The sequence below is a fragment of the uncultured Ilumatobacter sp. genome, assembly GCF_963980585.1.
Taxonomy (GTDB): domain Bacteria; phylum Actinomycetota; class Acidimicrobiia; order Acidimicrobiales; family Ilumatobacteraceae; genus Ilumatobacter_A.
Genome location: NZ_CAXCAM010000022.1, coordinates 25,409 through 52,103, shown reverse-complemented (window position 1 = coordinate 52,103; position 26,695 = coordinate 25,409). Strand labels below are relative to the sequence as shown.

Annotated in this window: 22 protein-coding genes and 2 pseudogenes; 11 read left to right on the top strand and 13 right to left on the bottom strand. The window is 64.2% G+C overall.

Going from position 1 to position 26,695, the window contains the following annotated elements:
* The 3 genes and pseudogenes from ACH2DW_RS08905 to ACH2DW_RS08895 all read right to left on the bottom strand — a co-directional run.
* A pseudogene (locus tag ACH2DW_RS08905) lies at positions 1 to 210 on the bottom strand (hypothetical protein); the annotation flags it as partial.
* On the bottom strand, positions 207 to 2,465 hold the full coding sequence (locus tag ACH2DW_RS08900) for a DUF5682 family protein (RefSeq protein WP_394929386.1): 2,259 nt from the start codon (positions 2,463 to 2,465) through the stop codon (positions 207 to 209). The pseudogene ACH2DW_RS08905 and the gene ACH2DW_RS08900, both read right to left, overlap by 4 nt.
* Positions 2,462 to 3,568 (bottom strand): AAA family ATPase, encoded by a 1,107-nt coding sequence (locus ACH2DW_RS08895; RefSeq protein ID WP_394929385.1) that lies wholly within the window; start codon positions 3,566 to 3,568, stop codon positions 2,462 to 2,464. The genes ACH2DW_RS08900 and ACH2DW_RS08895 overlap by 4 nt, the downstream gene beginning before the upstream one ends.
* A 97-nt stretch (positions 3,569 to 3,665) precedes the next feature.
* Between ACH2DW_RS08895 and ACH2DW_RS08890 the strand changes: the two genes are divergently transcribed.
* Positions 3,666 to 4,049, top strand: a complete 384-nt coding sequence (locus tag ACH2DW_RS08890) for an MmcQ/YjbR family DNA-binding protein (protein ID WP_394929384.1) — start codon at positions 3,666 to 3,668, stop codon at positions 4,047 to 4,049.
* A gap of 14 nt (positions 4,050 to 4,063) precedes the next feature.
* Here the strand turns inward: ACH2DW_RS08890 and ACH2DW_RS08885 are convergent, their stop codons facing one another.
* A complete protein-coding gene (locus tag ACH2DW_RS08885) occupies positions 4,064 to 4,864 on the bottom strand; it encodes a hypothetical protein (protein ID WP_394929383.1) in 801 nt (266 codons plus the stop codon).
* Entirely contained in the window at positions 4,861 to 6,339 is a 1,479-nt protein-coding gene (locus tag ACH2DW_RS08880; protein WP_394929382.1) for an SWIM zinc finger family protein, read from the bottom strand. The genes ACH2DW_RS08885 and ACH2DW_RS08880 overlap by 4 nt, the downstream gene beginning before the upstream one ends.
* Before the next feature lie 98 nt (positions 6,340 to 6,437).
* Between ACH2DW_RS08880 and ACH2DW_RS08875 the strand changes: the two genes are divergently transcribed.
* Positions 6,438 to 7,229, top strand: a complete 792-nt coding sequence (locus tag ACH2DW_RS08875; RefSeq protein ID WP_394929381.1) for an endonuclease/exonuclease/phosphatase family protein — start codon at positions 6,438 to 6,440, stop codon at positions 7,227 to 7,229.
* 63 nt (positions 7,230 to 7,292) lie between these two features.
* On the opposite strand, the gene lipA is transcribed toward ACH2DW_RS08875, so the two are convergent.
* From lipA to ACH2DW_RS08855, 4 genes are all read right to left on the bottom strand, one after another.
* Entirely contained in the window at positions 7,293 to 8,972 is a 1,680-nt protein-coding gene (gene lipA / locus ACH2DW_RS08870) for a lipoyl synthase (protein WP_394929380.1), read from the bottom strand.
* Between the two features lie 9 nt (positions 8,973 to 8,981).
* Positions 8,982 to 10,391 carry a dihydrolipoamide acetyltransferase family protein gene (locus ACH2DW_RS08865; RefSeq protein ID WP_394929379.1) on the bottom strand — a complete coding sequence of 470 codons (1,410 nt, stop codon included), beginning with the start codon at positions 10,389 to 10,391 and terminating at the stop codon, positions 8,982 to 8,984.
* Positions 10,392 to 10,448: 57 nt separating this feature from the next.
* Entirely contained in the window at positions 10,449 to 11,852 is a 1,404-nt protein-coding gene (lpdA, locus tag ACH2DW_RS08860; RefSeq protein WP_394929378.1) for a dihydrolipoyl dehydrogenase, read from the bottom strand.
* A 147-nt stretch (positions 11,853 to 11,999) separates the two neighbouring features.
* Positions 12,000 to 12,425: a hypothetical protein gene (locus tag ACH2DW_RS08855; RefSeq protein WP_394929377.1), complete on the bottom strand. Its 426-nt coding sequence runs from the start codon at positions 12,423 to 12,425 to the stop codon at positions 12,000 to 12,002.
* 210 nt (positions 12,426 to 12,635) lie between these two features.
* Between ACH2DW_RS08855 and ACH2DW_RS08850 the strand changes: the two genes are divergently transcribed.
* The 6 genes and pseudogenes from ACH2DW_RS08850 (at position 12,636) to argJ (ending at position 17,270) form a co-directional block, all read left to right on the top strand.
* Positions 12,636 to 12,947: a hypothetical protein gene (locus ACH2DW_RS08850; RefSeq protein WP_394929376.1), complete on the top strand. Its 312-nt coding sequence runs from the start codon at positions 12,636 to 12,638 to the stop codon at positions 12,945 to 12,947.
* 15 nt (positions 12,948 to 12,962) lie between these two features.
* A pseudogene (locus tag ACH2DW_RS08845) lies at positions 12,963 to 13,238 on the top strand (TlpA family protein disulfide reductase); the annotation flags it as partial.
* 117 nt (positions 13,239 to 13,355) lie between these two features.
* Positions 13,356 to 14,273, top strand: a complete 918-nt coding sequence (locus ACH2DW_RS08840) for a TIGR01777 family oxidoreductase (protein ID WP_394929375.1) — start codon at positions 13,356 to 13,358, stop codon at positions 14,271 to 14,273.
* Positions 14,270 to 15,490: an NAD(P)/FAD-dependent oxidoreductase gene (locus ACH2DW_RS08835; RefSeq protein WP_394929374.1), complete on the top strand. Its 1,221-nt coding sequence runs from the start codon at positions 14,270 to 14,272 to the stop codon at positions 15,488 to 15,490. Before ACH2DW_RS08840 ends, ACH2DW_RS08835 begins: the two co-directional genes overlap by 4 nt.
* A 64-nt stretch (positions 15,491 to 15,554) precedes the next feature.
* A complete protein-coding gene (locus ACH2DW_RS08830; protein WP_394929373.1) occupies positions 15,555 to 16,046 on the top strand; it encodes a MarR family winged helix-turn-helix transcriptional regulator in 492 nt (163 codons plus the stop codon).
* Between the two features lie 51 nt (positions 16,047 to 16,097).
* Positions 16,098 to 17,270 (top strand): bifunctional glutamate N-acetyltransferase/amino-acid acetyltransferase ArgJ, encoded by a 1,173-nt coding sequence (gene argJ / locus ACH2DW_RS08825; protein WP_394929372.1) that lies wholly within the window; start codon positions 16,098 to 16,100, stop codon positions 17,268 to 17,270.
* 21 nt (positions 17,271 to 17,291) lie between these two features.
* Here the strand turns inward: argJ and ACH2DW_RS08820 are convergent, their stop codons facing one another.
* The 4 genes from ACH2DW_RS08820 to ACH2DW_RS08805 form a co-directional block, all read right to left on the bottom strand.
* A complete protein-coding gene (locus ACH2DW_RS08820; protein ID WP_394929371.1) occupies positions 17,292 to 17,570 on the bottom strand; it encodes a DUF427 domain-containing protein in 279 nt (92 codons plus the stop codon).
* Positions 17,571 to 17,709: 139 nt separating this feature from the next.
* The gene (locus ACH2DW_RS08815; protein WP_394929370.1) at positions 17,710 to 18,486 is read right to left on the bottom strand and encodes an SDR family NAD(P)-dependent oxidoreductase; all 777 of its coding nucleotides are present in this window, start codon (positions 18,484 to 18,486) and stop codon (positions 17,710 to 17,712) included.
* Between the two features lie 85 nt (positions 18,487 to 18,571).
* Entirely contained in the window at positions 18,572 to 21,874 is a 3,303-nt protein-coding gene (locus ACH2DW_RS08810) for a SpoIID/LytB domain-containing protein (RefSeq protein WP_394929369.1), read from the bottom strand.
* Between the two features lie 152 nt (positions 21,875 to 22,026).
* Positions 22,027 to 22,476: a ribonuclease H gene (locus ACH2DW_RS08805; protein WP_394929368.1), complete on the bottom strand. Its 450-nt coding sequence runs from the start codon at positions 22,474 to 22,476 to the stop codon at positions 22,027 to 22,029.
* A gap of 39 nt (positions 22,477 to 22,515) precedes the next feature.
* Between ACH2DW_RS08805 and ACH2DW_RS08800 the strand changes: the two genes are divergently transcribed.
* The 3 genes from ACH2DW_RS08800 (at position 22,516) to ACH2DW_RS08790 (ending at position 26,680) form a co-directional block, all read left to right on the top strand.
* Positions 22,516 to 23,268 carry a hypothetical protein gene (locus tag ACH2DW_RS08800; RefSeq protein ID WP_394929367.1) on the top strand — a complete coding sequence of 251 codons (753 nt, stop codon included), beginning with the start codon at positions 22,516 to 22,518 and terminating at the stop codon, positions 23,266 to 23,268.
* 89 nt (positions 23,269 to 23,357) lie between these two features.
* The gene (gene aceE / locus ACH2DW_RS08795) at positions 23,358 to 26,084 is read left to right on the top strand and encodes a pyruvate dehydrogenase (acetyl-transferring), homodimeric type (RefSeq protein ID WP_394929366.1); all 2,727 of its coding nucleotides are present in this window, start codon (positions 23,358 to 23,360) and stop codon (positions 26,082 to 26,084) included.
* A 5-nt stretch (positions 26,085 to 26,089) separates the two neighbouring features.
* Positions 26,090 to 26,680 carry an HhH-GPD-type base excision DNA repair protein gene (locus ACH2DW_RS08790; RefSeq protein WP_394929365.1) on the top strand — a complete coding sequence of 197 codons (591 nt, stop codon included), beginning with the start codon at positions 26,090 to 26,092 and terminating at the stop codon, positions 26,678 to 26,680.
* The last annotated feature ends 15 nt before the right edge of the window (positions 26,681 to 26,695 follow it).

The window sequence follows — 26,695 nt, the reverse complement described above, 5'->3', positions numbered from 1 at the left end:
TTCGCCTTCGCCTTGACCATGACTTTCGCCTTCGCTTGCACCCAAGCCGGTGGCTCCCGGTGCGTCCTGGCTCTCCCGCTCGTCATCAATTCCTTCGGCCGCAGCGCCGAGCACCAGCCGCCAACGTCGACGCCGTTCCGACGCCGAGACCTGCGGAAGCGGCGCCTGCACAACATCCGCACCAGCTGCGCCAGCTGTCGATGAGGTCATGCCGGCACCTCGTCGTGCGCAGCAGTCACATCTGCCGGGGCGAGACCGAGGAGGTGCCGGACCGTACGGAGCGCCTCAGCGGAGCGAACAGGGTCGACGTCGGTACCGAAGCCGACGTCCCGTGCAGCCATCTGCCCCATCAGCAACGTCATCATCTGGCGCCGTTCAGCTGCTTCAAATCCACCAAACGTTCGGCGGAGCAAGACGAGCACTGCATCGAAAGCAACCGGCGTCAACGACGAGAGCCAGCGGTCGACGACGCCGAGCAAGTCAGCGTCGTGGACGAGCACGGTCCCGGAGCCAGCGAGGAATCCCTCGATGAACGCTGCGCCGACGACCGGGGGCGTGCCGGGCGACAGTGCCTGCGACAGGCGGTGTTCGACATCAATCGTCTGCCATGCTCCGCCGTCGTGCAGGAGTCGCGTCGCTCGACCTTGCACAAGGCCGTGGACGTTGCGGGCAGACGCGAGCTGATCAAGCACCGCCGGGAAATCACGCTCCCGGGCTGGGTGACCGAGTACCGCAAGCGCCGATTGCACGCCTGCAAGCCGTTCGACCATCACGACCGCGGCATCGTCATCGAGTTGCCGGCATGCCACGGCAGCACCGGCGAGGATGCGGACGACGATGCCGTCGAACACCGTACGCATCGATGAGGCATCGGTCCCACGGACGTCGCCGTACCGCAGCGCGTTCGCGAGCGGGACGACGGCGTCCATCAGCTCGCCAATATCGGGATCGTTCGCCGCGCGTTCAGCAAGTCGCGCAACGCAGGGCTGCACGGCATCAGACAGATCAGCGAACAGCGCGGCCTCGAGCACACTGATCAACCCGGTGAGATCGCTTGCTTCACGCCCGCGTTCGATGAGCCGCGCCGATGCCGCCGAGGCCACGGTGGTTCCGTAGCCCGATCGCTCGACGAGTCTGATCGACAGCTCGGGTTCCCACGCCACGCGCCAGGTCTCGCGAAACGTGCCTGACGATCCACGCCCTTCCTCTGGGACTCCCCAGGGCACGCCGAGCGCAAGCAGCCGATGGAGCAGGTGCGACTTACGCAACCCGGTCGGCGTCCGCAAATCCACCTCGACGGTCTTCACCGCGGCATCGGGCTTGAGGCGCGCCGTCTTCTGCGCCTTGGCGAGATCACGTGCAAGCGGCACCTGAGGCGCATGTTCGGGAACGGAGCCGAGCGCATCACCGACGACAAGTTCGTTGCGGACCAGGTCGAGGCCGCCCATCACCGAGTCGGCGGCGTCGAGCACCTCGGCCAGGCCTGGGCGCGGCCGACCGCGCATCGCGGCGAGTGAGTCCGCCAGCCGGGTCGCACCGATCAGATGGTCGGGCGATGCAGACAGACCACGGTCGCGCAGCACGCGAGCTGCATCAACGAAGAATCGGGCCACACCGTCTGGTCCGGGGTGATTGAACACGTGCCGGTACCAACCCGGGCTGACCACGCCGGCGCCGTAGCCCGACGCTTGCGTGAGCCGACGGTGCGTCCACGGCACCCAAGCCGCCGCGACCTTGACCTTCGGCAACCCGCGCAGGGTGGCCGTGTCGGTCTTCACCGCGTGCGCAGCGACGTCGAGCGCGGGCACGTGCCAGGCCCCGCAAACCACCGCAATCGATTCGTGCCCGTCTTTGATTGCAGCGCGAATGGCGCGCCGCATGTGGGCCTCACGTCGCTCTTCGCCCATCGAGGTGACCGTGCCGTCGCGCGCTGCGGTCATTGCCTCAGCAACCGATTCGAATGCTGGTGCACCGTCACCGCGATGCTCAATCACGTCCTCCCACCAGCGTTCAGGGTCAGTATCCCCAGCGGCAAGTGCCAGTGCCCGTAGCGGGTCGGGCGGGGCGGCGTCGGCCACCAATTCAGCCGCGGCGTCATCGCCCCCGGCGGCGCCTGCAAACGTGTTTGCCATCGGGAGGTCGATGGCACGCACCTCGATCTCGTTCGTGTTCGCCCAGGCGATGGCCTGCCACTCCGGACTGAACGCAGCGAACGGAGCGAAGAGCGCTCGGGCTGGCTCGGCAACGACATAGCCGAGCAGTGCCACCGGTGGCACGAGGCCGGGGTCGCCGACCCAGCGCAATGCCGACTGGACGTCCGCGGGTGCTTCGACCAGGACGATCGACGGTCGGATCGCGTTCAACGCTGCGACCACTGAGCGAGCAGATCCGGGGCCGTGATGCCGGATCCCCAGCAAATGCACCTTTGTCGTCGCGGTGTCAGTTCTCGTCGCGGTGTCGGTCACGTGTCGAGTTGGCGGCATGCCTCGTAGAAGTCGGCCCACTCCGGCCGTTCGGCGACCACGCCTTCGAGATACTCCCGCCACACCACCTGGTCGTGCACCGGGTCGCTGACCACCGCACCGACGATCCCACCGGCCACGTCGCCGGCCTGCAACGACCCGTCACCGAAGTGCGCGGCCAGCGCCAGACCATTGGTCACCACCGAAATCGCTTCGGCCGTCGACAAGGTGCCGGTCGGCATCTTCAGGCTGGTGCGCTGATCGTCGGTCACGCCCGACCGCAGTTCGCGGAACACCGTGACGACGCGCCGGATCTCATCGGCCGCTGCCGGAACCTCGGGCAACGCGAGTGCGACACCGAGTTCGGCCACGCGTCGGCTGACGATCGAGATCTCTTCCTCCGCCGTTGCGGGCAGAGGCAGGACGACGGTGTTGAACCTTCGGCGGAGTGCGCTCGAGATGTCGTTGACCCCACGATCGCGGTCGTTGGCCGTGGCGATCAGGTTGAATCCGCTGACCGCGGCGATCTCGCTGTCGAGTTCCGGGATGGGCAGCACTTTCTCGGACAGCACGGTGACCAGTGCGTCTTGCACTTCGGGTGGCATCCGAGTGAGTTCCTCGACACGCACGATCGCTCCACGGTCCATCCCGCGATACACGGGTCCCGGGACGAGCGCTTCCTTCGACGGTCCCTCGGCGAGCAGCCGGGCATAGTTCCAGCCATACCGCAACGTTTCTTCTGTGGTGCCTGCGGTGCCTTGGACGAGCAGCGTCGAATCGCCGCTGATCGCCGCTGCGAGATGCTCGCTCACCCAGGTTTTGGCCGTGCCCGGTACACCGAGCAGCAGCAGCGCACGGTCAGTGGCGAGCGTCGCAACGGCGATTTCAATCAGGCGCTGCTGGCCGACGTACTTGGGTGAGATGATCGAGCCGTCGCCGAGTGTTCCGCCGAGGAGGTAGGTCACCACTGCCCACGGCGACAGGTTCCACCCGGGCGGGCGGGCCCGGTCATCGACGGCGGCAAGCGCCGCCAGTTCGTGCGCGAACTGCTGCTCAGCGTGCGGCCGCAGGATGTCGGCAGCCGGCGGGACGTTGGCGATGGTCATCGGCGTTGACGTTACTCAGATGGCGGGCGACGGACGCCCGTCAGAAATGTGGCCAGACTCTTCTCCGATTTCCGAAATCCGCTGCGACAATGAAGTCATGGCGGCCGTGAGCATGCGTGGAGCGAAGAAGCTCCAGGACGAACTTGAGAGCTTTGCGCTCTCCTTGCCCGAGGCATGGTTCGACACGCCCTGGGACGAGAGCCGCGTCACAAAAGTTCGTAAGCAGATTTTTGCCTTCTACGGCAATCAGGACGCGCCGAGCATCGGTGTGCGACTGATCGAGTCTCTCGACGAGGCAATGACCCTGCCCGGCGCCTCCGCGATGTCGTACGGGATGGGCGAAGATGGCTGGACCAACATCCCGATCCCTGGTCTTGACGACGGCGCCACCGACATGCTGCACCGATTCATCGAAGAGAGCTTCCGATCAATCGCTCCAAAAGCGCTGATCGAGCAACTCGACGACGAACTCGCCGACTGATCGCGTCGCCAAACTCAGCGCATCAACTCCTCGAGCATGCGGTGACGAGTGGTGGCGAGATCAACGAGCACGGTGGCCAGCCCGTGGCCAGTCGCCATCGGGTCGACGCTGTTGAGCGCGTCAGCAAGGTCGCGCAACGCGTCCTGGCGAACTCGTGCGATGAGGTTGACCAGCATTGGCTTGTGACTCTGACCGAGTGATCCGGCCTCGATCGACTGCGCGAGCACCGCTCCGGCTTCTGCTCCTGGCCAGTCAAGCATCTCTGCCAATTCGGGCGCGATCGGCAGTTCGGGCAACTCACTCAGCGCCTCGGGGGTGACCGACACCGCTGAGTGTCGGGGTTCGAGGTCGGCCAGATGTCCGACGAGCCAGCGACCGGCGTCACCGGCTCCGACCATCACACGTGTTCGTCGGACCGGGTCGCTGCGATGACGCAGCAACATCGCGGGGAGTAGCTCCGGCGCGATTCGCCAGCCATTGCCGATGAGCGTGAGCATCCACTCGTCTTCGAGCACCGGCCACGACGCTGTGATGTGATGCCAGCGCTCGACCGCTGCGGGAACGCACATCGGTCGAGCGTCGGTGTCCGGCACGACAATTTCGTCGAGGACCGGCCCCGGCACTACCCCGGCACGCCGAACGGCAGTGCACGCTGCAACCTGGGCGAGCATTCGCTCTGAGGGTGACGACCGGGCGGTGTCAGCCACGAGGTCGGCCAAGGGGCCCGGCGGATTCGGCGGATCCCTGCGGTCGGTGCCCAGCAGTGCAACGGTCACGAGTTGCTGCCAATGTTCCTGCATCGACTCGGTTGTCATGCCGCGCTCACGAACGACGTGTTGGCGCGAGGCCCAATGTCAACGGTTCGGTCGGGCAGGTGGATCGACAGCGGGACCACACCATGCGGCGTCCACTCGACGGTGAGATCGACCGGCTTGCCCCCGGACACCGCGAGCAGCATCGCCACCCCGGCGTCAAACGCCCGCGTGCCGAGATCGAGGATCGGCATGCTTCCAGTGGAATCCGCCAACGCCCATGCCTGTCCAGCCCGAGCGAGGCGAGCGTGCACCGTCACCGGGACTCGATCAAGCCACGGCTCAGCCGCCACCATGACACCGACTTCGGCGCACCCGTCAGCGATTGAGCAGGCCGATGCAGCAAACTGCGCTGCGACGCTCGGGTGATCAACTGGATCGTGGTATCTCGTGCCAACCAGTGCGCGTAGCGCTGGCCCGGGATACCGATGCAGGTCCGCACGCAACGACGACCCCACGGGCAACGACGTGTCGAGGCTCTGCTGGTACGCAGCAAACGACAATGCCAAGGCCCATCGTCCAGAGTTCACGCCCCGCAGCCAGTGCCGTCGCACCTCGATGCGGTCTTCGCGCACATCGCTGCGCCCAGCAATCAGCCACTCGTCGGTGTCGGGGACACCTGCAATGACGTCGGCCTGGCGCACTTGCCACCCGACGGTTGTCGCCACCGCGTCGGCGAGTGAGTCGGGCAGCGCTCCGATCCGACGCCCGGCCTGCGCGAGCAGGTGCAGCATCCCGAGCTCAGCGAGCACGTCGTCGTGCCAGTCAGGCGAGGCACCCACGAGCCCGGCAAGTCTCCGGACCCGGTTGGCCAGACTGCCGGCCTGCGCATCGACCAGCCGTGCTGCGAGTTGGTCCCATGTGGCGTATCGAGCGAGCGACGGGTCAGCGAGTCCGGTCCTGATCCGGTCGTCGAGCCATCGGTCGAGTTCGGCCAGCCCGGCGTGCATCCGTGCGACCCGATCGTCACGCGCTGTGTTGCGATCGGGGTCGGGTGGTGGCGTCGGTGGCGCCGGCTGCTCGTCACCGATCACCGCACCGTCGAGGGTTGCGCCCGATCCATCCGTGGCGTCAGGCTTTCCCGTCGCATTCCCACCGCCAGACAGCTCGCCGGCTTCGTTGTCTGCCGCGGCCGCGGCTCGGGACGATGCGGCCCCTCGGCGTTGCATCCACGCTTCGATATGCGACGGCGCGACTGTGTCGGCAATCTGCCCGCGGACCCACAGCAGAAGCAGCGCCAACGCGTGCTTACACGGCGTCTGACGACTCGGGCACGAGCATGCGAAACCGAGGCGTGCATGATCGACCATCGTGTCGTACGGCTCCGCACCGCTGCCCTGAAATGATCCCCACACCCCGGTGCGGTCGGCACCGAGCTGGCTCCAGCGGGTCGGCGTGGCAAGCGACTGAGCAGCTGACATTGCCGATGCTGACGGGGCGACCGACGCGACCTGTTCGACCGACCATGCTGCGCTCACCAATCCGAGAGTACCGCCAACCCATTTCGCTCTCTCGCACTGATGTGGGATGAAAACCGACAGAGGTCTGCCAGGATGAGCGCGTGACCGTGCGCGTGATGACATGGAATCTTTGGTGGCGGTTCGGACCATTCGAGCAACGCCTCGCCGCCATCATCGAGACGATCCGATCCGTTGATCCGGACATCGTCTGCCTCCAGGAGGTGTGGAGCAACGGCGACCGCGACGTTGCAGATGAACTCGCAGCGGCGCTCGGTCTGCACGCCGTGCGGACCGATCCGGTCGTGTGGAATGGTGAATCGTTCGGGAATGCGATCCTTGCCCGCTGGCCGGTCGAACGGATCGCCTCGCTCCCTTTGCCGAACGCAGCTGGCGAACCCGGCCATCGCCGAGTCGTAGCGGCGGAGGTGGCGACGCCGTGGGGCCCGTGGCCCATCGCCTCAACGCATCTCGATCACCGATTCGACGCCTCGGCCTCACGCCAGGGCCAGATCCGTCATCTGCTGGAACTCGGCATCGAGTGGCGAGGCGACCCGACATCGGATCTGCCGGTGATTGTCGGCGCAGACCTCAATGCCGTGCCCGACAGCGACGAGGTGCGGCTGCTCACCGGCCGCAGCCCGGGTGTCGACGGCATCGTGTTCACCGATGTGTGGGAGCAGGTCGGCAATGGACCGGGTCACACATGGCGTGCCGAGAACCCGTACTCGACCGACAGCGCTTGGCCGAACCGTCGTCTCGATTACCTCCTCACGTCGTGGCCGCGGCCAAAGCCGGTCGGGAATCCGACTCGCGTCTGGAATGTGGCGACCAAGCCCCTCGAGGTCGACGGTGTCAGCGTGTGGCCCAGCGATCACTGCGCCGTCGTCGCTGACTTCGTGACACCCTGACACGCAACTCACTGGCGAACGCCGACGGATCTTGCTGGCTGACGGCGCGAGGTCTCCCCCCGTTTACCCTCGCGTCAACGACACCGCGACTGGCTGGGTGACTGCATCTGCAGCCGACTTGGCGTGATAGCTGCTGCGGGTGAGCGGGCTGGCTTCGACGTGGCCGATACCAAAGGACTCGCCGATCTGCTTCCACCGCGTGAACTCGGCGGGTTCGGCGTAGCGGGCAATCGGGAGATGATTCGATGTCGGGCGCAGGTACTGGCCGATGGTGACGATGTCGACGCCCAGGTCGGCGAGGTCAGCAAGCAGGCCGACGATCTCGTCGTCGGTCTCACCGAGCCCCGCCATGAAGCCGGTCTTCGTGACGAGGCCTGCCTTCTTGGCTCGGGCAAGCACGCCAAGCGACCGGGCGTAACCCGCTGACGGGCGGACCGCTCGTTGGAGGCGTGCGACCGTTTCAACATTGTGGTTCATCACGTCAGGACGTGCCGCAAACAACAGATCAAGAGACGCCTCGTCGCCCTTGGCGTCCGAAATCAGGGTCTCGATGTTGGCCGTCGGGCGTCGAAGCCGGATCGCTTCGACGCAGGCCGCGACGTGCGCCATGCCGCCATCGGCGAGGTCGTCGCGAGCGACCATCGTCAGCACGGCATGATCGAGCTGCATCCGATCGATTGCTTCGGCCACACGCTCCGGCTCGTCGCTGGCGGGCAGCATCGGCTTGCGGGTGTCGACCAGGCAGAAGCCACACGCCCGGGTGCACCGCTCCCCCAGCACCATGAACGTCGCCGTACCGTCCGACCAGCAGTCGGAGAGGTTCGGACAGCCGGCGTCCTCACACACGGTGACGAGGTCCAGCGAGCGAATCGTCTTCTTCAGCTCCATGACCTCGGCGCCGAGTTCGACCTTTGGCCGCAACCAGTCGGGCTTGCGTGTCTCGATCGACAAGCCGGCTGCCACGTCGACGCCGGCATCTTCGAGGCGAACTGCGGCACGGTTGGACACAAGTTTGACTTGCTCGCCAGGGCCCTCACCGCGTGAGAACGCGGTGAGGTCGCGCCCGTCGGCAGCGTGTCGCCATGCCACGTCCTGTCGTTCTGCCACGCCGGCAGCCCACCGGTCTGCTGCACAGCGGGCGACAACGGCGACAACCTGTTCCATCGTGACGTCGATGCCTTCTTCGGCGAGCGACGTGACCGGCTTGTCCCCAATGCCGCATGGCACGATGTGTTCGCGCATGAACGCCAGGTCCGTCGCCACGTTGAGCGCAAAACCGTGCATCGTGCGCCCCTTCTTGAGTCGCACCCCGATTGCACAGATCTTGCGTTCCCGTTCGGTGCCGGCATCGAGCCAGACTCCGGCATACCCCTCGAGTCGCCCAGCGTTCGGCACACCGAGTTCGGTGAGCACGTCGATGATCAAGCCTTCGACGCCACAGACGTGGCCGGTAGCCCCGAGCTTGTTGTCGATGTTCAGAATCGGATACCCGACGAGCTGACCGGGGCCGTGATACGTGATGTCGCCACCGCGCTTGGCCGCGACGAGTTCAGCGCCGACCGTCGCAGGCTCACACTTCAGGTTGGTCGCAAGATCAGCGGTGCGGCCGTAGGTGAACACGTGCGGATGTTCGAGCAGCAACAGGTGCTGCCCCGTGCCGTGCTCAAACAGTGAGGTTTGGACGGCCAGCGCCTCGCGGTAGGGCACCGTGCCCAACCAGCGGACGCGCAGCGGATCAGCCATGGCGCACGATCACAGCTCGGTTGACCAGTCCTTGGTCTCGAGAATTTCCTTCACCCGCTTGAGGAATCCAGCGGCGTATGCGCCGTCAAAGGCACGGTGGTCCCAGCTCATGGCGAGGTTGCCGACCGGGTGGATGGCGATCGCTTCGCCGCCGTCCGGCCCCTTCGTGACGACCGGCTTGCGGACGATCGCGTCGGTCGAGATGATGCCGACCTGAGGCTGGTTGATGATCGGCATCGTGAGCACCGAGCCGGCCGAGCCGTTGTTCGACAGCGTGAAGGTGCCACCGGAGATCTCGTCGGGGCTGAGCTTGCGATCGCGAGCACGGTTTGCAAGGTCGGAGATCTCGCTCGCGATGGCACCGAGGCGCTTGCTCTCAGCGTCACGGATGACCGGCGCGAGCAAGCCTTCATAGTCGAGGTCGACGGCAATGCCGAGATCGATGAAGTTGTGCACGACGAGATCGGTGTCGCCCACGCTCGCGTTGAGATGCGGGAACTCACGCAGACCGTCGATGACCGCACGCGAGATGAACGGCAGGTAGGTGAGGCTGAAGCCGTGCTGGGCCTTCCAGTCGGCTTTGACCTTGTTACGGACGACGTCGACATTGGCGAAGTCCACCTCGACCACGCTGAAGGCGTGCGGGCTGACGGCCTTGCTCATCACCATGTGAGCACCGGTGAGCTGGCGGATCTTGGACAGACGGACCGAGCCGTCGCGTTCGCCAGCTGCGACTGCGGGTGCGGCAGGAGCGGGTGCAGCGGCAGCCGGCGCGGCGGGAGGTGGCGCTGCTGCAGCGGGCGCGGAAGGCGGGGGCGTTGCCGGAGCCGGTGCTGCCGCAGCGGTCCCGGTGCTCTTGGCGTCGATGTGATCGAGCACGTCATCGCGAGTGATGCGACCTCCGGGACCCGTTCCGGCAATCGAGTCGGGGTTGAGGCCGTTCTCGTTGACGAGTCGGCGGACGACCGGCGAGAGCAGGCGATTGTCGCCCGCCTGAGCGGTGGTCGACTCTGCGACCGGAGCGGGCGCCGGAGCGGGCGCTGCGGCCGGAGCGGGCGCTGCAGCAGGAGCAGGAGCAGGAGCAGGAGGCGGGGCTGCGACCGGAGCCGCAGCGGGAGCGGGAGCGGGAGCCGGAGCGGCTGCAGCGGCGGGTTCTGCAGCAGGAGCTGCCGGTGCGGCTCCGTCAGCATCTCCGACCACGGCAATCACGGTGCCGACATCGACAGTGTCGCCTTCTTCGACGCGGATCTCGGTCAGCGTGCCCGATACTGGCGACGGCACCTCGGTGTCGACTTTGTCAGTCGACACCTCAAACAACGGCTCATCTTCGGCGACGGTGTCACCGACGCTCTTGAACCACTGTGTGATCGTGCCTTCGGTGACGGTCTCGCCGAGCTGAGGAAGAATGACGTCTGCCATGGGGTGTCCTTACTGAAGTCGTAACTGGTGTCGTGCTGAGGAGTTGGGCCGGCGTGATCAGCCGTTGAAATTGCGACCGGTGAGAGAGAGCACGGTTTCGCCGAACAACTCACTCAAACTCGGATGAGGCTGCAGGAATTCCGCGACGTCGTCGACGGTGGCTTCCCAGTTGACGGCCAGGTAGCCGCCGGACAGTTGCTCGGTGACCCAGGGGCCGACCATATGAACGCCGAGAATCTGGCCAGCGGTGCCATCAGCATTCTTCTTGGCGATGACCTTCACGAGGCCTTCGGTCTCGCCAACGATCTGAGCGCGGCTGTTGAACTTGAACGGATGCTTGCCGACGACGACGTCGTGGCCGGCGTCCTTCGCCTGCTGTTCGCCCGGTCCGGCCCAGGCAACTTCGGGGTGGCAGTAAATGGCCCATGGCACCTTGTCGTACATCACTGGCATCGGTGACTCGCCGAGCAGGTGCTTGATGGTGAGAATCGCCTCGGCGTAGCCGACGTGCGCAAGTTGCGGGGTGTTGATCAAGTCGCCGACGGCGTAGACGCCAGGCTCGCCGGTCTCACAGAACTCGTTGACCTGCACAAAGCCACGCTCGTCAACGACAACGGCAGTGCCCTCGAGACCGAGATGATCGGCCAGCGGTCGGCGGCCCACGGATACGACCACAGCATCGACCTCGACGCTCTCGCCGTCACCGAAGTTGACTTTCGTGCCACCGGAGTCGTTCGGCTCATGTCCATTGACCATGATCCCGGTCTTCAGAGCGATCTTCTTCTTCTTGAACGAGCGCTCGACGACCTTCGCGACGTCCTTGTCGAGGCCCGGCAGGATTTTCGGCGCGCCCTCGAGAATGGTGACTTCGGCACCGAGATCGGCGAACGTGGAAGCGAACTCGCAGCCGATGGCACCGCCACCGATGACCGCGACGCGCGACGGAACGTAGTCGAGGTCAAGCACCTCGTCGCTCGTCATGATGGGGCCACCACGGTCGAAGCCGGGAATGGTGCGTGGTACCGAGCCGGTGGCGAGGATCACGTTGGTCCCCGTGATGATCGCCTTCGAACCGTCGTTCATCGCAACGCCGACGGTGCGACCTGGACCGAGCGAGCCGGTTCCGTTGAACACTTCAACGTTGCGTCCCTTGCACATCGCAGCGATGCCGCCAACGAGACCATCGACGATGCCCTGTTTGCGCGCCTGGGTCCGTGCGAAGTCGACCGTCGCCGGGCCGCCGGAATTGATACCGAATTCTGCCGCATGGTCGACGTGTCGTTTCACCGCGGCGGTCTCAAGGAACGCCTTGGCCGGAATGCAGCCACGGTTGAGGCAGGTGCCACCCAGTGCATCCATTTCAACCAGGGCCACGTTGAGCCCGGCCGATGCTCCGTACAGGGCTGCGGAGTACCCACCTGGGCCCCCACCGATCACTATGACGTCAAACTGATCACTCATCGTCCAGCACGGTAGCGCCATCCTGGCCACCCGTCCCGCGGTACCCGCCGGTAACCAGTGGTCCGGCCACCAGGCACGCGGGAATGGCGGTCGACAGGGGTTGTGCGAGGGGCTGCGCGGCGGGTTCTGCGGTCGTCGCCAAACCGGTCAGCCGAGCCGCCAGGTCGCTTGATCTTCACCACGACGCAAGACCAGGACTCGGCTCGTGCCCTGACTGGCACTGATGTCGAACTCGATGGCGCACTCTTGCACGGCAACGGTGATCTCGGCACAACGACCTGCTGCCGGTGCAGCAATTGGGTCCAGCCGTCGGTCGCCCGTGACGAGACGGAAGCTCTCGATACCGTCGATGTCGTCCACTCCGGAGATTGCCACCGAAACGACGAGCGTGTCGGCGACGACGTCTGATCCATTGACGGTCACGTCGACGTCGCCAACAGTTGTGACCTGCCCGAACGCGAGCGAGGCGCTCGTCGACTCCTGGTTGGACAACTGGAACAGCAGCGCACCACCGGCGAGCAAGATCATCAGTGCTGTCCCGACCGAAAGCAGCAACAGGGTCCGCGTCTTCATCGTCAGAAAGGCTACGGGCCGGATCTGCGGGTGCGAGCGCGCATCCCGCTCGCTGGAGCACGCTGATCGGGATACTGGTCGCCATGGTGACGGCGATGGTGATGGTGACGGTGATGGTGACGGTGACGGTGATCGTGATGACCGCGAAACGTCCGCGAAACCCAGGAGGCACGGGCCGTCACCCACTGGCGCCAGCGTTAGTGTGGCGGCATGAAGTCGACACGGGTGCTTGGCGCCATCGCTGCGGGCAGCCTGCTGTTGACGGCGTGTAGCGGTGGGTCCGCGACCGACTCGGCGACGGAGATCGCGGCCGAGCCAGCAACCGAGGTGCCAGCTGCAGAGGTTCCGGCTGCAGAGGCAACTGGTGATGCAGCAGCCGGCGACGATGCGATATCCGACAGCGATGCGGCCGCCGCCCCCGCCGCGCTGCAGTTCAGCGCTCCACTCGTTGGCGGTGGCGAACTCGATGCCACCACCCTGGCCGGCAAGCCAACGGTCTTCTGGTTCTGGGCTCCCACTTGAAGCACCTGCAATCGTGAAGCCCCCTCGGTCGAGGAGGCAGCAGCAAAGTTCGGTGACTCCGTCAACTTCATCGGAGTCGCATGGACTGGCGACGATGACTCATTCCAGGGGTTCATCGACAAGCACGGTCTGACTTTTCCGCAGATCAGCGATGACCCTGGCGTCATCTACAACCGATTCGACGTGGCGTTCCAACCCGCCATGGCGATCGTGAAGACCGACGGCTCGATCGAATCGGTTGCCGGCGCCGTCAACGGCGCGTTGCTCGATCAAATCATCTCTGAAGCCTGAGCCGTCTCGAGTTCGTCGCGGCATTCCGCGTCTTGCTGATTGGGCTTTGACTCGAGAACACCCGGGATTCGGACTCGCGAGTGGTCTCCAGCGTGAACGGGTCGTACTGTCCTTGGTATGCGCGTTGCAATTACCGGATCCTCAGGCCTTGTCGGAACTGCTCTGATCACCCATCTCGAATCCGTCGGCCACACCCCTGTCCGAGTCGTCCGCCGCGAGGCCGGCGACGACGAGATCAGTTGGTCACCGAACGGCACTGCTGACCAAGAAGCTGCCGTCGCAGACCTCGCCGCCCAGTTGGAGGGGATCGATGCTGTGGTGCACCTTGCAGGTGCTGGAATCGGCGACAAACGCTGGTCGGACGACTACAAGCGAGTCCTCGTCGAAAGTCGAACCAAAGGAACAGCATTGCTCGCCAATGCCATTGCCGTATGCAGCAACGGCCCAAAGGTGCTGCTCTCGGGCTCGGCGGTCGGCGTCTATGGCGCGCGAGGCGACGAAGACCTTGACGAGACTTCGACGCCGGGTACAGGCTTCCTCGCCGACCTCACCGTCGAGTGGGAACAGTGCACCGAGCCTGCAACCGCGGCCGGAGTCCGCGTGGTGTTCCTGCGGACTGGCATCGTGCTCTCGGCCAAGGGCGGCGCGCTGAAGAAGCAGCTGCCGCTGTTCAAGCTCGGCGCAGGCGGCACGATCGGCTCGGGTGAGCAATGGTGGAGTTGGATCTCCATCGACGACGAGGTGCGGGCAATCACCCATCTCCTCACCGGCGACATCGCGGGCCCCGTCAACCTGACCGCACCGCAGCCGACGACGCAGGCAGACTTTGCCAACACGCTGGGCAGCGTGCTCAAGCGTCCGACGTTCCTGCCGACGCCGAAGTTCGGGCCGAAGTTGCTGCTCGGAAGCGAACTGGCGGAGAACCTGCTTTTCACTGGCCAGAAGGTGTTCCCGCAGGTCTTACAGGATGACGCCGGCTTCACATTTGAGCACCCCGACCTCGAAACAGCTCTGCGCGCGGTCCTGGGCCGGTGACTGTCGCCATCATCGGCGCCGGACTGGCCGGCCTCGCCTGTGCCAACGAATTGCATGCCGCCGGAGTGGACGTGACCGTCTACGAGGCGAGTGACGGCGTCGGGGGCAGAGTTCGCAGTGACATCGTCGATGGCTTCACTTTGGATCGCGGATTCCAGGTGGCGTTGACCGCGTATCCCGAGATGCATCGACAGCTCGACATGGAGGCTCTTGACCTCCAGGCTTTCGATCCCGGCGCCCTGGTTTGGCGGAATGGCAAAGGGTCAGTCGTTGCTGATCCGTTCCGGATGCCCCGCTCGACCTTCGCGACCGCGACCGCGCCCATTGGGTCGCTGCTCGACAAGGCGCGCATTGCTCAGTTGCGTCACAGCGTTCGAAGCGTGCACCCGTCGAAGCTGCTGCAGAACGACGACATCACCACACACGATGCGTTGTCCAAGTTCGGCTTCTCCGACCGCATCATTGAGCGATTCTTCACGCCACTGGTCGGCGGCATTCAGCTCGACCCTGATCTTGGCGACAGTCGGCGCATGTTCGACATCATCTTCCGGATGCTTGCTGACGGCGACTCGGTTGTCCCCGCCGCTGGCATGCAGGCAATCCCGGACCAGCTTGCTGCTCGCCTGCCTGCCGAAACCATTCGGCTCGAAACGCCGGTGGCCTCGGCCACTGCCAACTCGGTCACCATCGACGGTGGGGTCCACGTCGAGCATGACGCCGTTGTGGTCGCGACCGAGGGTCCTGCCGCATCAGCACTGCTCGGTCTGCCCACCGTCGCATCGAAGGCAGTCGGATGTGTCTACTTCGCCGCTGACGCGGCGCCGACCGATACCAAGCTCGTCATTCTCGATGGCACGGGTGCCGGCCCAGTCCTCAACGTGGCCGTGATGAGCAACGTTGCGCCAAGCTACGCACCAGCGGGACGCCACCTCATCGCTGCAGCCATGCCCGGCCATGCTGATGGCGACCTGGCGACGGTGGCTCGTCGGCAGCTCCGATCTTGGTGGGGCGCACAGGTCGACACCTGGGACCACATCGACACGTACCGGATCGCCCATGGCCAGCCTGGGCAACAGCCTCCGTTCTCACCCAAGCAAGCGGTTGCGATGACCGACGGCCGCTTCGTCTGCGGTGACCATCGCGATACCGCATCGACGCAAGGGGCACTGTATTCCGGTCGGCGGTGCGCCCAAGCCGTTGCTGAACGGATTGCCTGAGCATCGACGTCACTCGGGACCACGCCGTCGTGTCCCGTGCCGGCCTTCCGATATCCTGGAAGTTGTGAGTACAACGTCTGTGGGTAACTGGTTGACCTCACGTGAGATGGATGCCTGGCGGGCCTACATCGAGGTGCAGGGCGATCTGATCAATGCGATCGAGCGAGACCTCGCCAGCCAGGGCCTCACTCTCGGCGACTACCAGGTCCTCGTATACCTCTCCGAGGCCGAAGAGCAGTCAATGCGGATGTGTGATCTTGCCGACATTCTCCAACTCTCGCCGAGCGGTCTCACTCGACGCCTTGATCGGCTGGTCGCTGACGGATACGTCTCGCGCCAGAGCTCGCCCGCTGACCGTCGCGTGATGATGGGGTCACTGACTGCCACCGGGCGCGAACTGCTCGAGCGGACCGCTCCCCACCATGTGGACAGTGTTCGTCGACGGGTGTTCGATCACCTCGACGCAGATCAAGTTGCGGCCATGGCGTCGATCTTCACGTCGATCGCCAACGGTCTGGCGGCCAGCGAAGCAGAAGCCGTCGACAACGCTGGCTGACGCGGCAAATCATCCGCTGACCATCGCACTCCAACTCGTAGCCTCGGCGCCATGACCGATCTTCCCGCGGGGTTCCGTTCGTACGTCACGAACCTGGGTATCAAGGATGAGACCGACGACTTCGTCGTGATTGCCTGTGATGCTGTCGTGCCGACCGCCGCAGTCTTCACGCAGAGCCGATTCGCCGGACCCAGCGTCACGCTCAGCCGCCGCCACGTCGCCAACGGCATGGCCCAAGCCGTCGTGGTGATCTCGAAGAATGCCAACGTGGCAACAGGCCAACCGGGGATCGACGATGCCGGCACCGTCACTCACATCGTTGCTGAGCGGGTCGGCTGCGATCCCACCGACGTCGTCTTGACGTCGACCGGCGTGATCGGCCGTCGCTATCCGATCGATCGAGTCACCGCAGGCCTCGGCTCGATCCCGCAGCCGCTGCCCGGTACCGATGCCGACGGCCCAGCGCGCGCCATGATGACCACGGACACGGTCCCCAAGCTGGCAACGGCCTCCATTCCATCGACGAGTGGCGAGGCACGCATCATCGGGATGGCAAAGGGCGTCGGCATGATCGAACCCGACATGGCAACACACATCTCGATGCTCTTCACCGACGCCGCAATCAACTCCGCTGATCTCGATGCGATCTTCAGGCGAGTCGTCGATCGCACGTTCAATTGCGTGAGCATCGACACCGACACGTCGACGAGCGATTCATCGATCGTGATGGCGTCGGGCGCAGCAGGAGCCGTCGACCTCGCCGCCTTCGAAACAGCGCTGTTCGATGTCGCCGTTGACCTGACCAAGCAGATTGCCCGTGATGGCGAGGGAGCAAACTCACTGATCGAAGTCGTTGTCGACGGCGCCGTCGATACCGCCCAGGCGAAGCGGGTTGCCAAGGCTGTCGTCAATTCACCGTTGGTGAAGACCGCTGTGCACGGCGGCGACCCCAACTGGGGACGGGTGGCCATGGCCATCGGCAAGTGCAGCGAGCAGCCAGAGGATCGGCGCATCAATCAAGACGCTGTCGTCATCAGGTTCGGATCCGACGAGGTCTATCCGCGCCAGCTTGACGACGCGGCGCTGGCCGAGCTGTCGAGCTACATGTCGGGCGACCACGTGGTGATTCATGTGAGTCTGGGCATCGGCGCAGGGTCTGCCACCGTCTGGGGCTGCGACCTCAGCGATACCTACGTCCGCTTCAACGCCGACTACACCACCTGAGTCGGGCCCACCGGTAGCGGGCTACGCGACGGAGACGACGCTGTAGAAGGCGACGTGATCTTTGATCTCGGCCGCTTTCTCCTTCGGCGCCGGGTAGCACCATGCCGCGTTCGACTGCGTCGCGCCATCGACGGTGATGTCGAAGTAGCTCGCATCGCCCTTCCAGGGGCAGTGCGTCGAGTGATCGGTTGAGGTGAGGTATTCGGACTTCACCGAATCGGCGGGAAAATAGTGGTTGCCTTCGACGACCACCGTGTTGTCCGACTCGGCAAGAACAGTTCCATTCAGCACAGCTTTCATGGACTGATCAACCCTCCAAGCCATCGAGGTGTTCCCGAAAGCGGAAACGATCAGCTCACAGCACCGCTCAGTTACACCTGGTCCCGACCCCGACGAAACTGAGCAGGCAGTCGGCTGGACAGCGAGCAGGCGCCGGATGTCACTTGGGGGGCATGCGGATGCCACCGTCAACGCGAATGGATTCCGCGTTCATGTAGCTGTTGGTGATGCACTCGATGACCATCGAAGCGAGCTGCTCTGGGTCGCCGAGGCGCTTCGGGAAGAGGACGCCCTTTTGCAGGTTCTCTTTGAACGCTTCGCTGTCTTCGCCCTCGCCGTAGATCGGCGTGTCGATGAGGCCCGGTGCAACCGTGTTGACGCGGATGCCCGAGGCGGACAGGTCGCGCGCGATCGGCAGGGTCATGCCAACGACACCGCCCTTCGATGCGGAGTAGCTGGCCTGCCCAATCTGGCCGTCAAACGCTGCGACGGAGGCGATGTTGACAATCGCGCCGCGCTCGCCGTGCTCCATTGGCTCAGTGGTGCTCATCGCCGTAGCGGCGATGCGGATGGCATCGAACGAGCCGATCAGGTTGATGGCGATGACCTTCTTGAATGCGTCGAGATTCGCCGCCGACTCGACCGTGCCATCACGACCAATCGTGCGTTGCGCCCAGCCGATGCCGGCCGAGTTGACGAGCACCCGAACGGGGCCCATCGACTTGGCCATCTCAACGGCCTCGATGATGTCGTCGGTGTTGGTGACGTCGACCTTGGCGAAAGCGCCGCCGATCTCGTCGGCGAGGGCGTTGCCGGCCTCTTCGTTCAGGTCAGCGATGACGACCTTGGCGCCGCGGGCGGCCAACATGCGTGCCGACGCGGCCCCGATGCCCGACGCTCCGCCGGTGACGATTGCACTTGCTCCAGAAATGTCCATACACAGGAAACTATTCCGACAGAGTCGACTGCCAGCAATTCTGGGCCATCGGGCACACCGCAATCAGGTCCGGCCGCTCCGTTACTCAGGTCGGAGCGGGCCCAATTGCGTAGCGGGTGTCGACGAATCGTTCTGGCGTAACAGCGACGTAGCCATCAACCAGCCAACCTGCGATGTCAACGACCATGTGGCTTGCTGAGTGCGTGTAGATACAGATTGAGCCGTCAGGACCAATGGGGGCAATGACCCCGTTGGCAACTGTGGCTCCCGCGACATAGTTGAGGTTCGACGCGACGGGGGGACCACCGTCACAGCCCCACACCGTCAAGTGCCCCGCAGCCAGCGGTTCGGTCGCAACCACGTTGATGATTGCGGCCACAGCGTTCGCCGGGACGGCGACGTTCTGGCCGTTCACCGGGACCGAAATGCCATGGATCGGAACATTGAGCGGCGAATTTGGTTGGACGCGCTGCTGTGGCGCTCCGCGTCCGATGCGCGTGTCGACGATCCGGTACGGATCGGTAGCTGAGAATGCCGGGTTCGTCGGGCCGAACCATCCCTGCAAGTCGATGACCACGTCGCTCGCAACTTTTGAATGGACACACACCTGACCGTTGACGTCCACGGCGGCCACAATGCCGTTGGCAACCGGGTGACCCGCCCGATAGTTGAGGCTCGACGTTTCCTCGCGGTCAACGGCGCAGGGCCACACCGTGAAGAATCCCGCCGCAGCTGCGTTCACCGCGGTGAGATTGATCACGATGCTGCTCACGCCACGTGGGGCCGTTGCGGTCGACCCGTCTGGGCGCGATGCCGTCAGACCGACAACGTCGACGATCAGTGGCGTGGCAGGGCCAAGCCTGCGCTGTGGCGACCTGAGCCCAATGCGCGAGTCCACAATGCGTTCCGGACTCACCGACTCCAGCGCCGAGGCCTTGCCGGAGTCCTCGAACCACCCGGTGACATCAACAATGACGTCGGTCCCGGCAGTCGAAAAGAGGCAGATCTCACCGGCGGAGTCAATCGAGGCGATGACGTTGTTCGCGATGACATCGCCCCCCAACATGTTCAGGTTCGAAGTCTCCTGGCGTTTCGACTCGCAGGGCCATACCGTCAAAACGCTTGGTAGCGACGCTCGCACGCTGGTGACGTTGATGGCGACTGCAGATGCCGTTGATGGCACAGTGACGGTCACCCCGGCTGGTGTCGTCAGTTGTTGACCGACGATTGGGATCCGGATCTGCTTCGGCGGGACGAGGTAGTGGCTCGGTGCAACGCCAAGAATCTCGCCACGTAGCCAGAGGGCGAATTCGGCTTGACCGGTCGTCGTGAGATGCACGCCGTCAGCGAACCAGCGCGCCCGAGCCTCGCCGCTGGCACTCGCTGCGTTCCAGTCCAGAACCGTGAGCGTGGACCATCGGGATTCGGCAGCGGAGAGTTGAGCATTCATCGGGCCATACGTCGAACCCTGCGAAGTTGTTCGAATGTCGGCCATGTTGACCCAGGCAACGCGTGCCACGCCCCGAGCAGTGAGCGCGTTCATCATGGCATCAATGTCCGAGGCAAACGTGCTGGCAATGTCGTTGTAGCCGAGTTCGACGACGACCAGGTCGAGACCCGTCGGCAGCAGAGCCGCCTGTTCGACACCGCTGGTTCCCGGGCAGGACATACGTGTCGTGCATCGGCCCACCCGTGTACTGATCGTCGCGGATGCGAACGTGCCATCGATCAGTCGGTTGAATTCAGAGGTCCCGCCAGCAGCGATGCTCTCCCCCACCGAGTCGCCGATCATCCCGAAGGATTTCAATGTGGTGTTCTCGCGAATGACCCGCACGGTGAAACCCGGCGACGGCAGGTTGAAGCTGCGGCGAAAGTCCCACGCCTGCATCCGTTCGGTATCCCTTGTGCCAGTGAGCACGATGTCGTTGAACCAGATGCCGTCGTAGCTCCGATATTGGCTTTGCGCTGCCTCGGTCATCGCCGCTGAGGTGATTTGCCCGAGGCCGTATCTCGACTCGAGGGTGTCAGCGTCGATGACGCGAGTCCAACGATGGTTCGGGTTGGAAATCGTGTCGTCGCCGATGTCATCGACGGGTGGGAATTCGCCGCCCGCCGTACGTGGACCGTTCGATGCAGAGAACTCGGTCGAAACGATTTGTCCACCCTTGGAATGCCCGCTCGGCCAGCGGCGGACGACATTGGCCGTTGCTGCGGCAGCGGCATCGGTGAGGACATGCTCGACTGATGTGGACGAACCGGACGCAGTTGACCGGCGAGCTGCACCGCCATAAACCTGACACGAGGTTGTATCGCAGGTGGTGGCGTAGCGCGCCGACGAACCGTCGTAGAAGTAGCTGCGTGCCTGCTGCAGTCCGTATGAGCGGGCAGCAACGGCCTGGGCTCGCACAGCGTTGGCACCCGCCCCTCCCCCGGCGTTCGCCCACGAGGCGGAGATTTCCTTCGGCAGCACGCCACGCAGGTAGTCCTCGACCTTGACGTCATTGACGACCCGGTTCCCGGATGACGTGTTCAGTACGTCGATGCTGCCGCGGTAGTGCGTGATCGTCCGATCTCGCGCGCACAGTCCGATTGTCTGATTCGGCGCAATCGAGGACGTGTCGCCGTTGGCGATCGTGAAGCTGAGCGGGTTGCCGGCGCCTGTGGTCGCAGTGCCAAGCAAGGTGAAACCCCCGCCAGAGTCGGCATCGATGATCGACCGAGCTCGAGCTGCGTCCTCAGGGTTCCAGATGCCGTCGACGGTCAGGCTTTGGGCGTCCTGCCAGTCGATCAGGTATCCGCGAGTCTGGTTGCCAAAGTCGCCGTCGACGGCAATGACCGTCGACTGGTACTGCTTGAGGAAGGTCTGAATCTGGGTCACCGCGCCGCTGTCCGGCGAGCCCTTCGCGATCTCCGGCAGGCCGGACGGAACGGTCAGCGTCGACTGGCCAGGGCACGACCGTGCGGTCGATCCGTAGACCCTGAACTCGCCAGGCGTGGACGTCTCCTCCGCGTACATCGCGGCGCGAGTGACGCCCTTCCAGTTGATCGGCGAGCCATAGGACACAACTCCCACGGTTCCGGCCCCATCGAGGCCCGTGAGCCGCACGCGAATGCGTTGCCCCGAGGGCACGGTGCTCGAATCGGTTCCGCCGTAGTAGTGGCTGAGGATCTGATTCCAGTCCCAGCCGTGGTCCACCGCATAGCCGTAGGCGCCCCACTGGCTCATGCCGCGCCCATGTCCGTAGCCCGTACCGTCGACGACAACGGCGATGATGTCGTTCGGAGCAGCGCTCACAGATGGAGTCGGCGAACCGGGCGCACCCAGCGCCAGGGTGCCAGCGACAACCGCGAGCGCCGTGCCCAGTCGACTCCATCTCATCGTACGCATATCACCGAACCGTAATATTCAGAGACGCCGGAACGGCGTCATCTCCATCATCTTGTGATGAGTATCGACATCAGACGCCCCGAGCTTGAGGAGAACCCTCAAGCTCGAGTCAAGGTTCGTAGCTGCGTTGTGAGGCCCTGCACCTGCCGGAGTCAGCGCGGAACTGCTGCGACGGCGAGTGCGTCGACAAGATCGTTCATTCGGTCGCCACTGTGACCCTTCACCCACCGGAACGTGACGTCGCTTGACTTCACGAGCTCGATCAATGGCTTCCAGAGGTCTTCGTTGGCAACTGGTTGCTTCTTGGCATTTTTCCAGCCGTTGCGCTCCCACTTGACCCACCACTTGTCGCGGAAACAGTTGACCACGTAGGTCGAGTCGGACACGATCTCAATCGGGAGCGGGGCGCCGTGTTCGTCGGCCACCGTGGAGTAGGTGCGCAGTGCGTCAATCACTGCGTACACCTCCATCCGCTGGTTCGTTGAGTCTGGGTCACCACCTGACCCGCAGGGTTGTCCTTCTGGTGCCACCGCCCAGCCCCAACCGCCCGGTCCAGGGTTTCCCTGACACGCACCGTCGGTGTATATCTCGAGTCGCTGCATCGATCCAACGCTACGGCGTGCGCCATCAGATCACCGGTGATGCGCAGCGGATTGATGATGGCGAATTGGCCACGGCGGATACTCGTCGCCGTCTCCTGCTTCGTCGCTGCAGCGCTCCTGGCGGGAATCGCACCGCTCAGCGCTGGCCGGCAAGCCGCTGCTGCGCCAGGCCAACCCGACGCCGTGATCGTTGGTGATTCCCTGACCGGCGGAAACGTCGATTACATCAGGCCAACGCTGCGCAACGCGGGGCTGAATGTTCGGGTCGAAGGGCTCAGTGCCCGGCGCATCGCCGTGTCGTTCAACTTCCTGGGACGTCGCGACTCCGGTGTCGCACGGGTGCGGTCACTCAAGGCGGCCGGCGTTGCACCTGCGCTCTGGGTCATCCAATTGGGGACCAACGACTTGGGTGTCGTCAACAACTGCAGGTGCCCTGACCCCGTTGCGTTCGCTGGCAAGATCATCGATCAGCTCCTCGACGAGATCGGTCCTGGTGTTCCAATTGCTTGGGTCACCGTGGCCAACCGCACCCAGTGGGATGCCTCACGCTGGTTCAACACTGCGATCGGAATCAGAGCTGCGCGGGATCCGTACATCGCCCTCATTCGATGGCACGACCTCTCGGCATCACGACCTGACTGGTTTGTCGACCATGTGCACCAGAACTTCACGGGCGTCAAGGTGTTCACACAGATGTATATCGATCGAATCTCGGCGCTCCTCGCCGACCCGCTCGGCCCACGGCCACCAGGCCCGGGGCTCGCAGCCGCCACCCGTCTCGGCCCCACCTGATCGCTCCCAAGCCATCTGCCCAAGTCAGTGTGAACACTTTCGATCACCCGTCGCGTACCGCGCGGTAACCCTGCGACAATGGCACTCGTATGATTTTCGACGGCCACGTACATCAGCTGCCCGATATCGATCCGGTCGAGACCGAGGAATGGCTCGACAGCCTCGATGCCGTCGTCGATGTCCACGGCAAGAACCGAGCGCGGTATCTCCTGTCGCGGCTCATGGAACGGGCCCGGGCCAGTCAGGTCTCGTTCCCGGCCACCGTGTCGACTCCGTACGTCAACACAATCCCGCGCGACGAAGAGCCGTGGTTCCCGGGTGATGAACACATCGAACGACGCATCCGGGCCTTCATCCGATGGAACGCTGCAGCGATGGTCGTCAAGGCCAACAAGGCCGCCGACGGCATCGGCGGCCACCTCTCGACGTTTGCGAGCTCCGCAGCACTGTATGAAATCGGGTTCAATCACTTCTTTCGCGGCAAAGACGATGGCACGCCCGGCGACCACGTGTACTTCCAGGGCCATGCCGCACCCGGTGTCTACGCACGCGCCTTCCTCGAAGGCCGACTGACCGAAGACGATCTGGACCATTTCCGCCGCGAACTCGGCCGGGACGGTCGCGGCCTCAGCTCGTACCCCCACCCGCGATTGATGCCGGACTTTTGGGAATTTCCCACGGTGTCGATGGGCCTCGGCTCGTTGACGGCGCTGTACCAGGCCCGCTACAACCGATACCTGCAAAACCGCGAAATCGATGACACCTCCGGCAGCCGCGTCTGGGCCTTCCTCGGCGACGGCGAGTGCGACGAGCCCGAAACGCTCGGAGCCATTTCGTTGGCCTCTCGCGAGCAGCTCGACAACCTTGTGTTTGTCGTCAACTGCAACCTGCAGCGCCTCGACGGTCCGGTGCGGGGCAATGGCAAGGTCATTCAGGAACTCGAGGCGACCTTCCGTGGTGCGGGGTGGAACGTCATCAAGGTCGTCTGGGGATCGAAGTGGGACGACTTGCTCGCCCAGGACAAAGACGGTGTGCTCCTCAACAAGATGAACACCACCGTCGACGGCGAGTTCCAGCGTTATGCCACCGAGCCGGGTGGATACGCACGCGATCACTTCTTTGGCCCTGACGACCGCCTGCGCCAGATGGTCTCGCACCTGACCGACGACGACATCCGCAACCTGCCGCGCGGTGGCCACGACTACCGCAAGCTCTACGCCGCCTACAAGGCGGCGTCCGACAATCTCGGCTCTGGCCGCCCGACGGTGATCTTGGCCAAAACCGTCAAGGGATGGACACTGGGCGAAGGTTTCGAGGGACGCAACTCGACACACCAGATCAAGAAAATGACCAAGAAACAGATGCTGGAAATGCGTGACCGCCTCCATCTGCAAGATGAGATCCCGGAAGATCAGGTGGACGACAAAAACCCGCCGTACATCAAGCTCGGCCCCGACTCGATCGAATACCAGTACATGATGGAACGTCGTCGTGCCCTCGACGGTTTCGTGCCACAGCGAACGACGCGTGTCCGCAAGCCGATGTCGCTGCCGGATCCATCCGCCTTCAAAGAGATGTGGGCAGGATCCAATGGCCAAGAGGTCTCCACCACCATGGGCTTCACTCGCTTGCTCCGCAGCCTGACGCGTGACGAACACGTCGGCGAACGGATCGTTCCGATCATTCCCGACGAAGCCCGAACCTTCGGTATGGATTCGCTGTTCCGCGAGATCGGCATCTATGCCTCGCAGGGCCAGAAGTACGAACCGGTCGATCACGACCTGTTGCTCTCCTACGCCGAGTCCAAAGACGGCCAGATTCTCGAAGAGGGCATCACTGAAGCTGGCGCCATGTCGAGCTTCATCGCTGCGGGCACCAGCTACGCCACGCGTGGTGTGCCAATGATCCCGTTCTACACGTTCTATTCAATGTTCGGCTTCCAGCGTGTGGGCGACCTCATTTGGCAGGCCGCTGACATGCGCACTCGCGGCTTCCTGATGGGCGCCACCGCAGGCCGCACCACGCTGATGGGTGAAGGCCTCCAGCATCAAGACGGCCACAGCCTCGTGCTCGCCTCGACCGTGCCCGCGGTGCAGGCATACGACCCCGCTTTTGCCTATGAGGTTGGTGCCATTGTCGATGCTGGCATCAAGCGGATGTACGGCGGCGGCATGCCCGACGAGACCGATGTTTTCTATTACATCACCCTGTACAACGAGAACTACGAGATGCCAGAGCTCCCCGACCGCGAGGGCATTGCCGAAGCAATCGTCGAGGGTCTCTACAAATGGGCTGATGCTCCCGATGGCGAGGGCTTCAAGCCGGCAACAATCATGTTCTCCGGGTCCGCTCAGGGCGCTGCCCGCGAAGCGGTCAACGAGCTCGCTGAGCATTACGGGGTCGGGGCCGAACTCTGGTCGGCCACGTCGTACAAGGCGCTGCGCGAGGAGGGACTCTCCGCCGAGCGTCACAATCGGCTGCATCCTTCGGCCGAACAACGTGTGCCTCGAATCACTCAGATCCTCGCCGATGCGCAAGGCCCAATCACGGCCGTCTCGGACTTCATGGTGTCGGTGCCTGAACAGGTGCTTCGTTTCCTCCCGGGTCGAACCTTCATTCCGCTCGGTACGGACGGGATGGGTCGCTCAGACACACGCGAGGCCCTCCGTCGCCACTTCGAGATCGACACCGGCCACGTCGTCGTCGCAGTGCTGTCCGGCTTGTTCCGTGATGGTGCCGTTGACGCCTCCGTCGTCGATGACGCGATCCGGCGTTACGACATCGACCCCGACGCCATCGACCCGTTCATCATCTGACGCTGGTGACCGGAACGCTCTACATCACCGGCGACGCAGCCGCCGACAATTTGCTCAACACTGACGCCAATGCACTGCTGCTGGGCATGTTGCTTGACCAGCAGGTTCCCATGGAATGGGCCTTCGCCGGCCCGTCGACACTGAAAGAACGACTCGGGCACCTCGACCCGGGCAAGATCGCCGCTATGCCCGAGGACGACTTCGTCAGCATCTGCTGTGAGAAGCCAGCGATTCATCGGTTCCCTGGCTCGATGGGCAAGCGAATCCATCAGGTCTGTGCGGTCGTGGCCGACCAGTACGACGGGGACGCAGCAAATCTGTGGACCGGCGTCGATTCCGGCAAGGAGTTGTTCCGACGATTGAAGGCCCTCCCTGGCTACGGCGACGAGAAGTCGAAGATCTTCGTCGCGATCCTTGGCAAGACCCAGGGTGTTGCACCCGAAGGCTGGCGCAATGCGGCCGGCAAATTCGGCGACGACGTCCCCCGCTCGGTCGCCGACATCACCGACGAAGCGTCGCTCGGCAGGGTGCGAGACTGGAAGAAAGCTCAGAAGGCAGCCAAGAAGGACAAGCAAGATAGGCCGCTCACAGACTGACCTCCAGCACTAGCC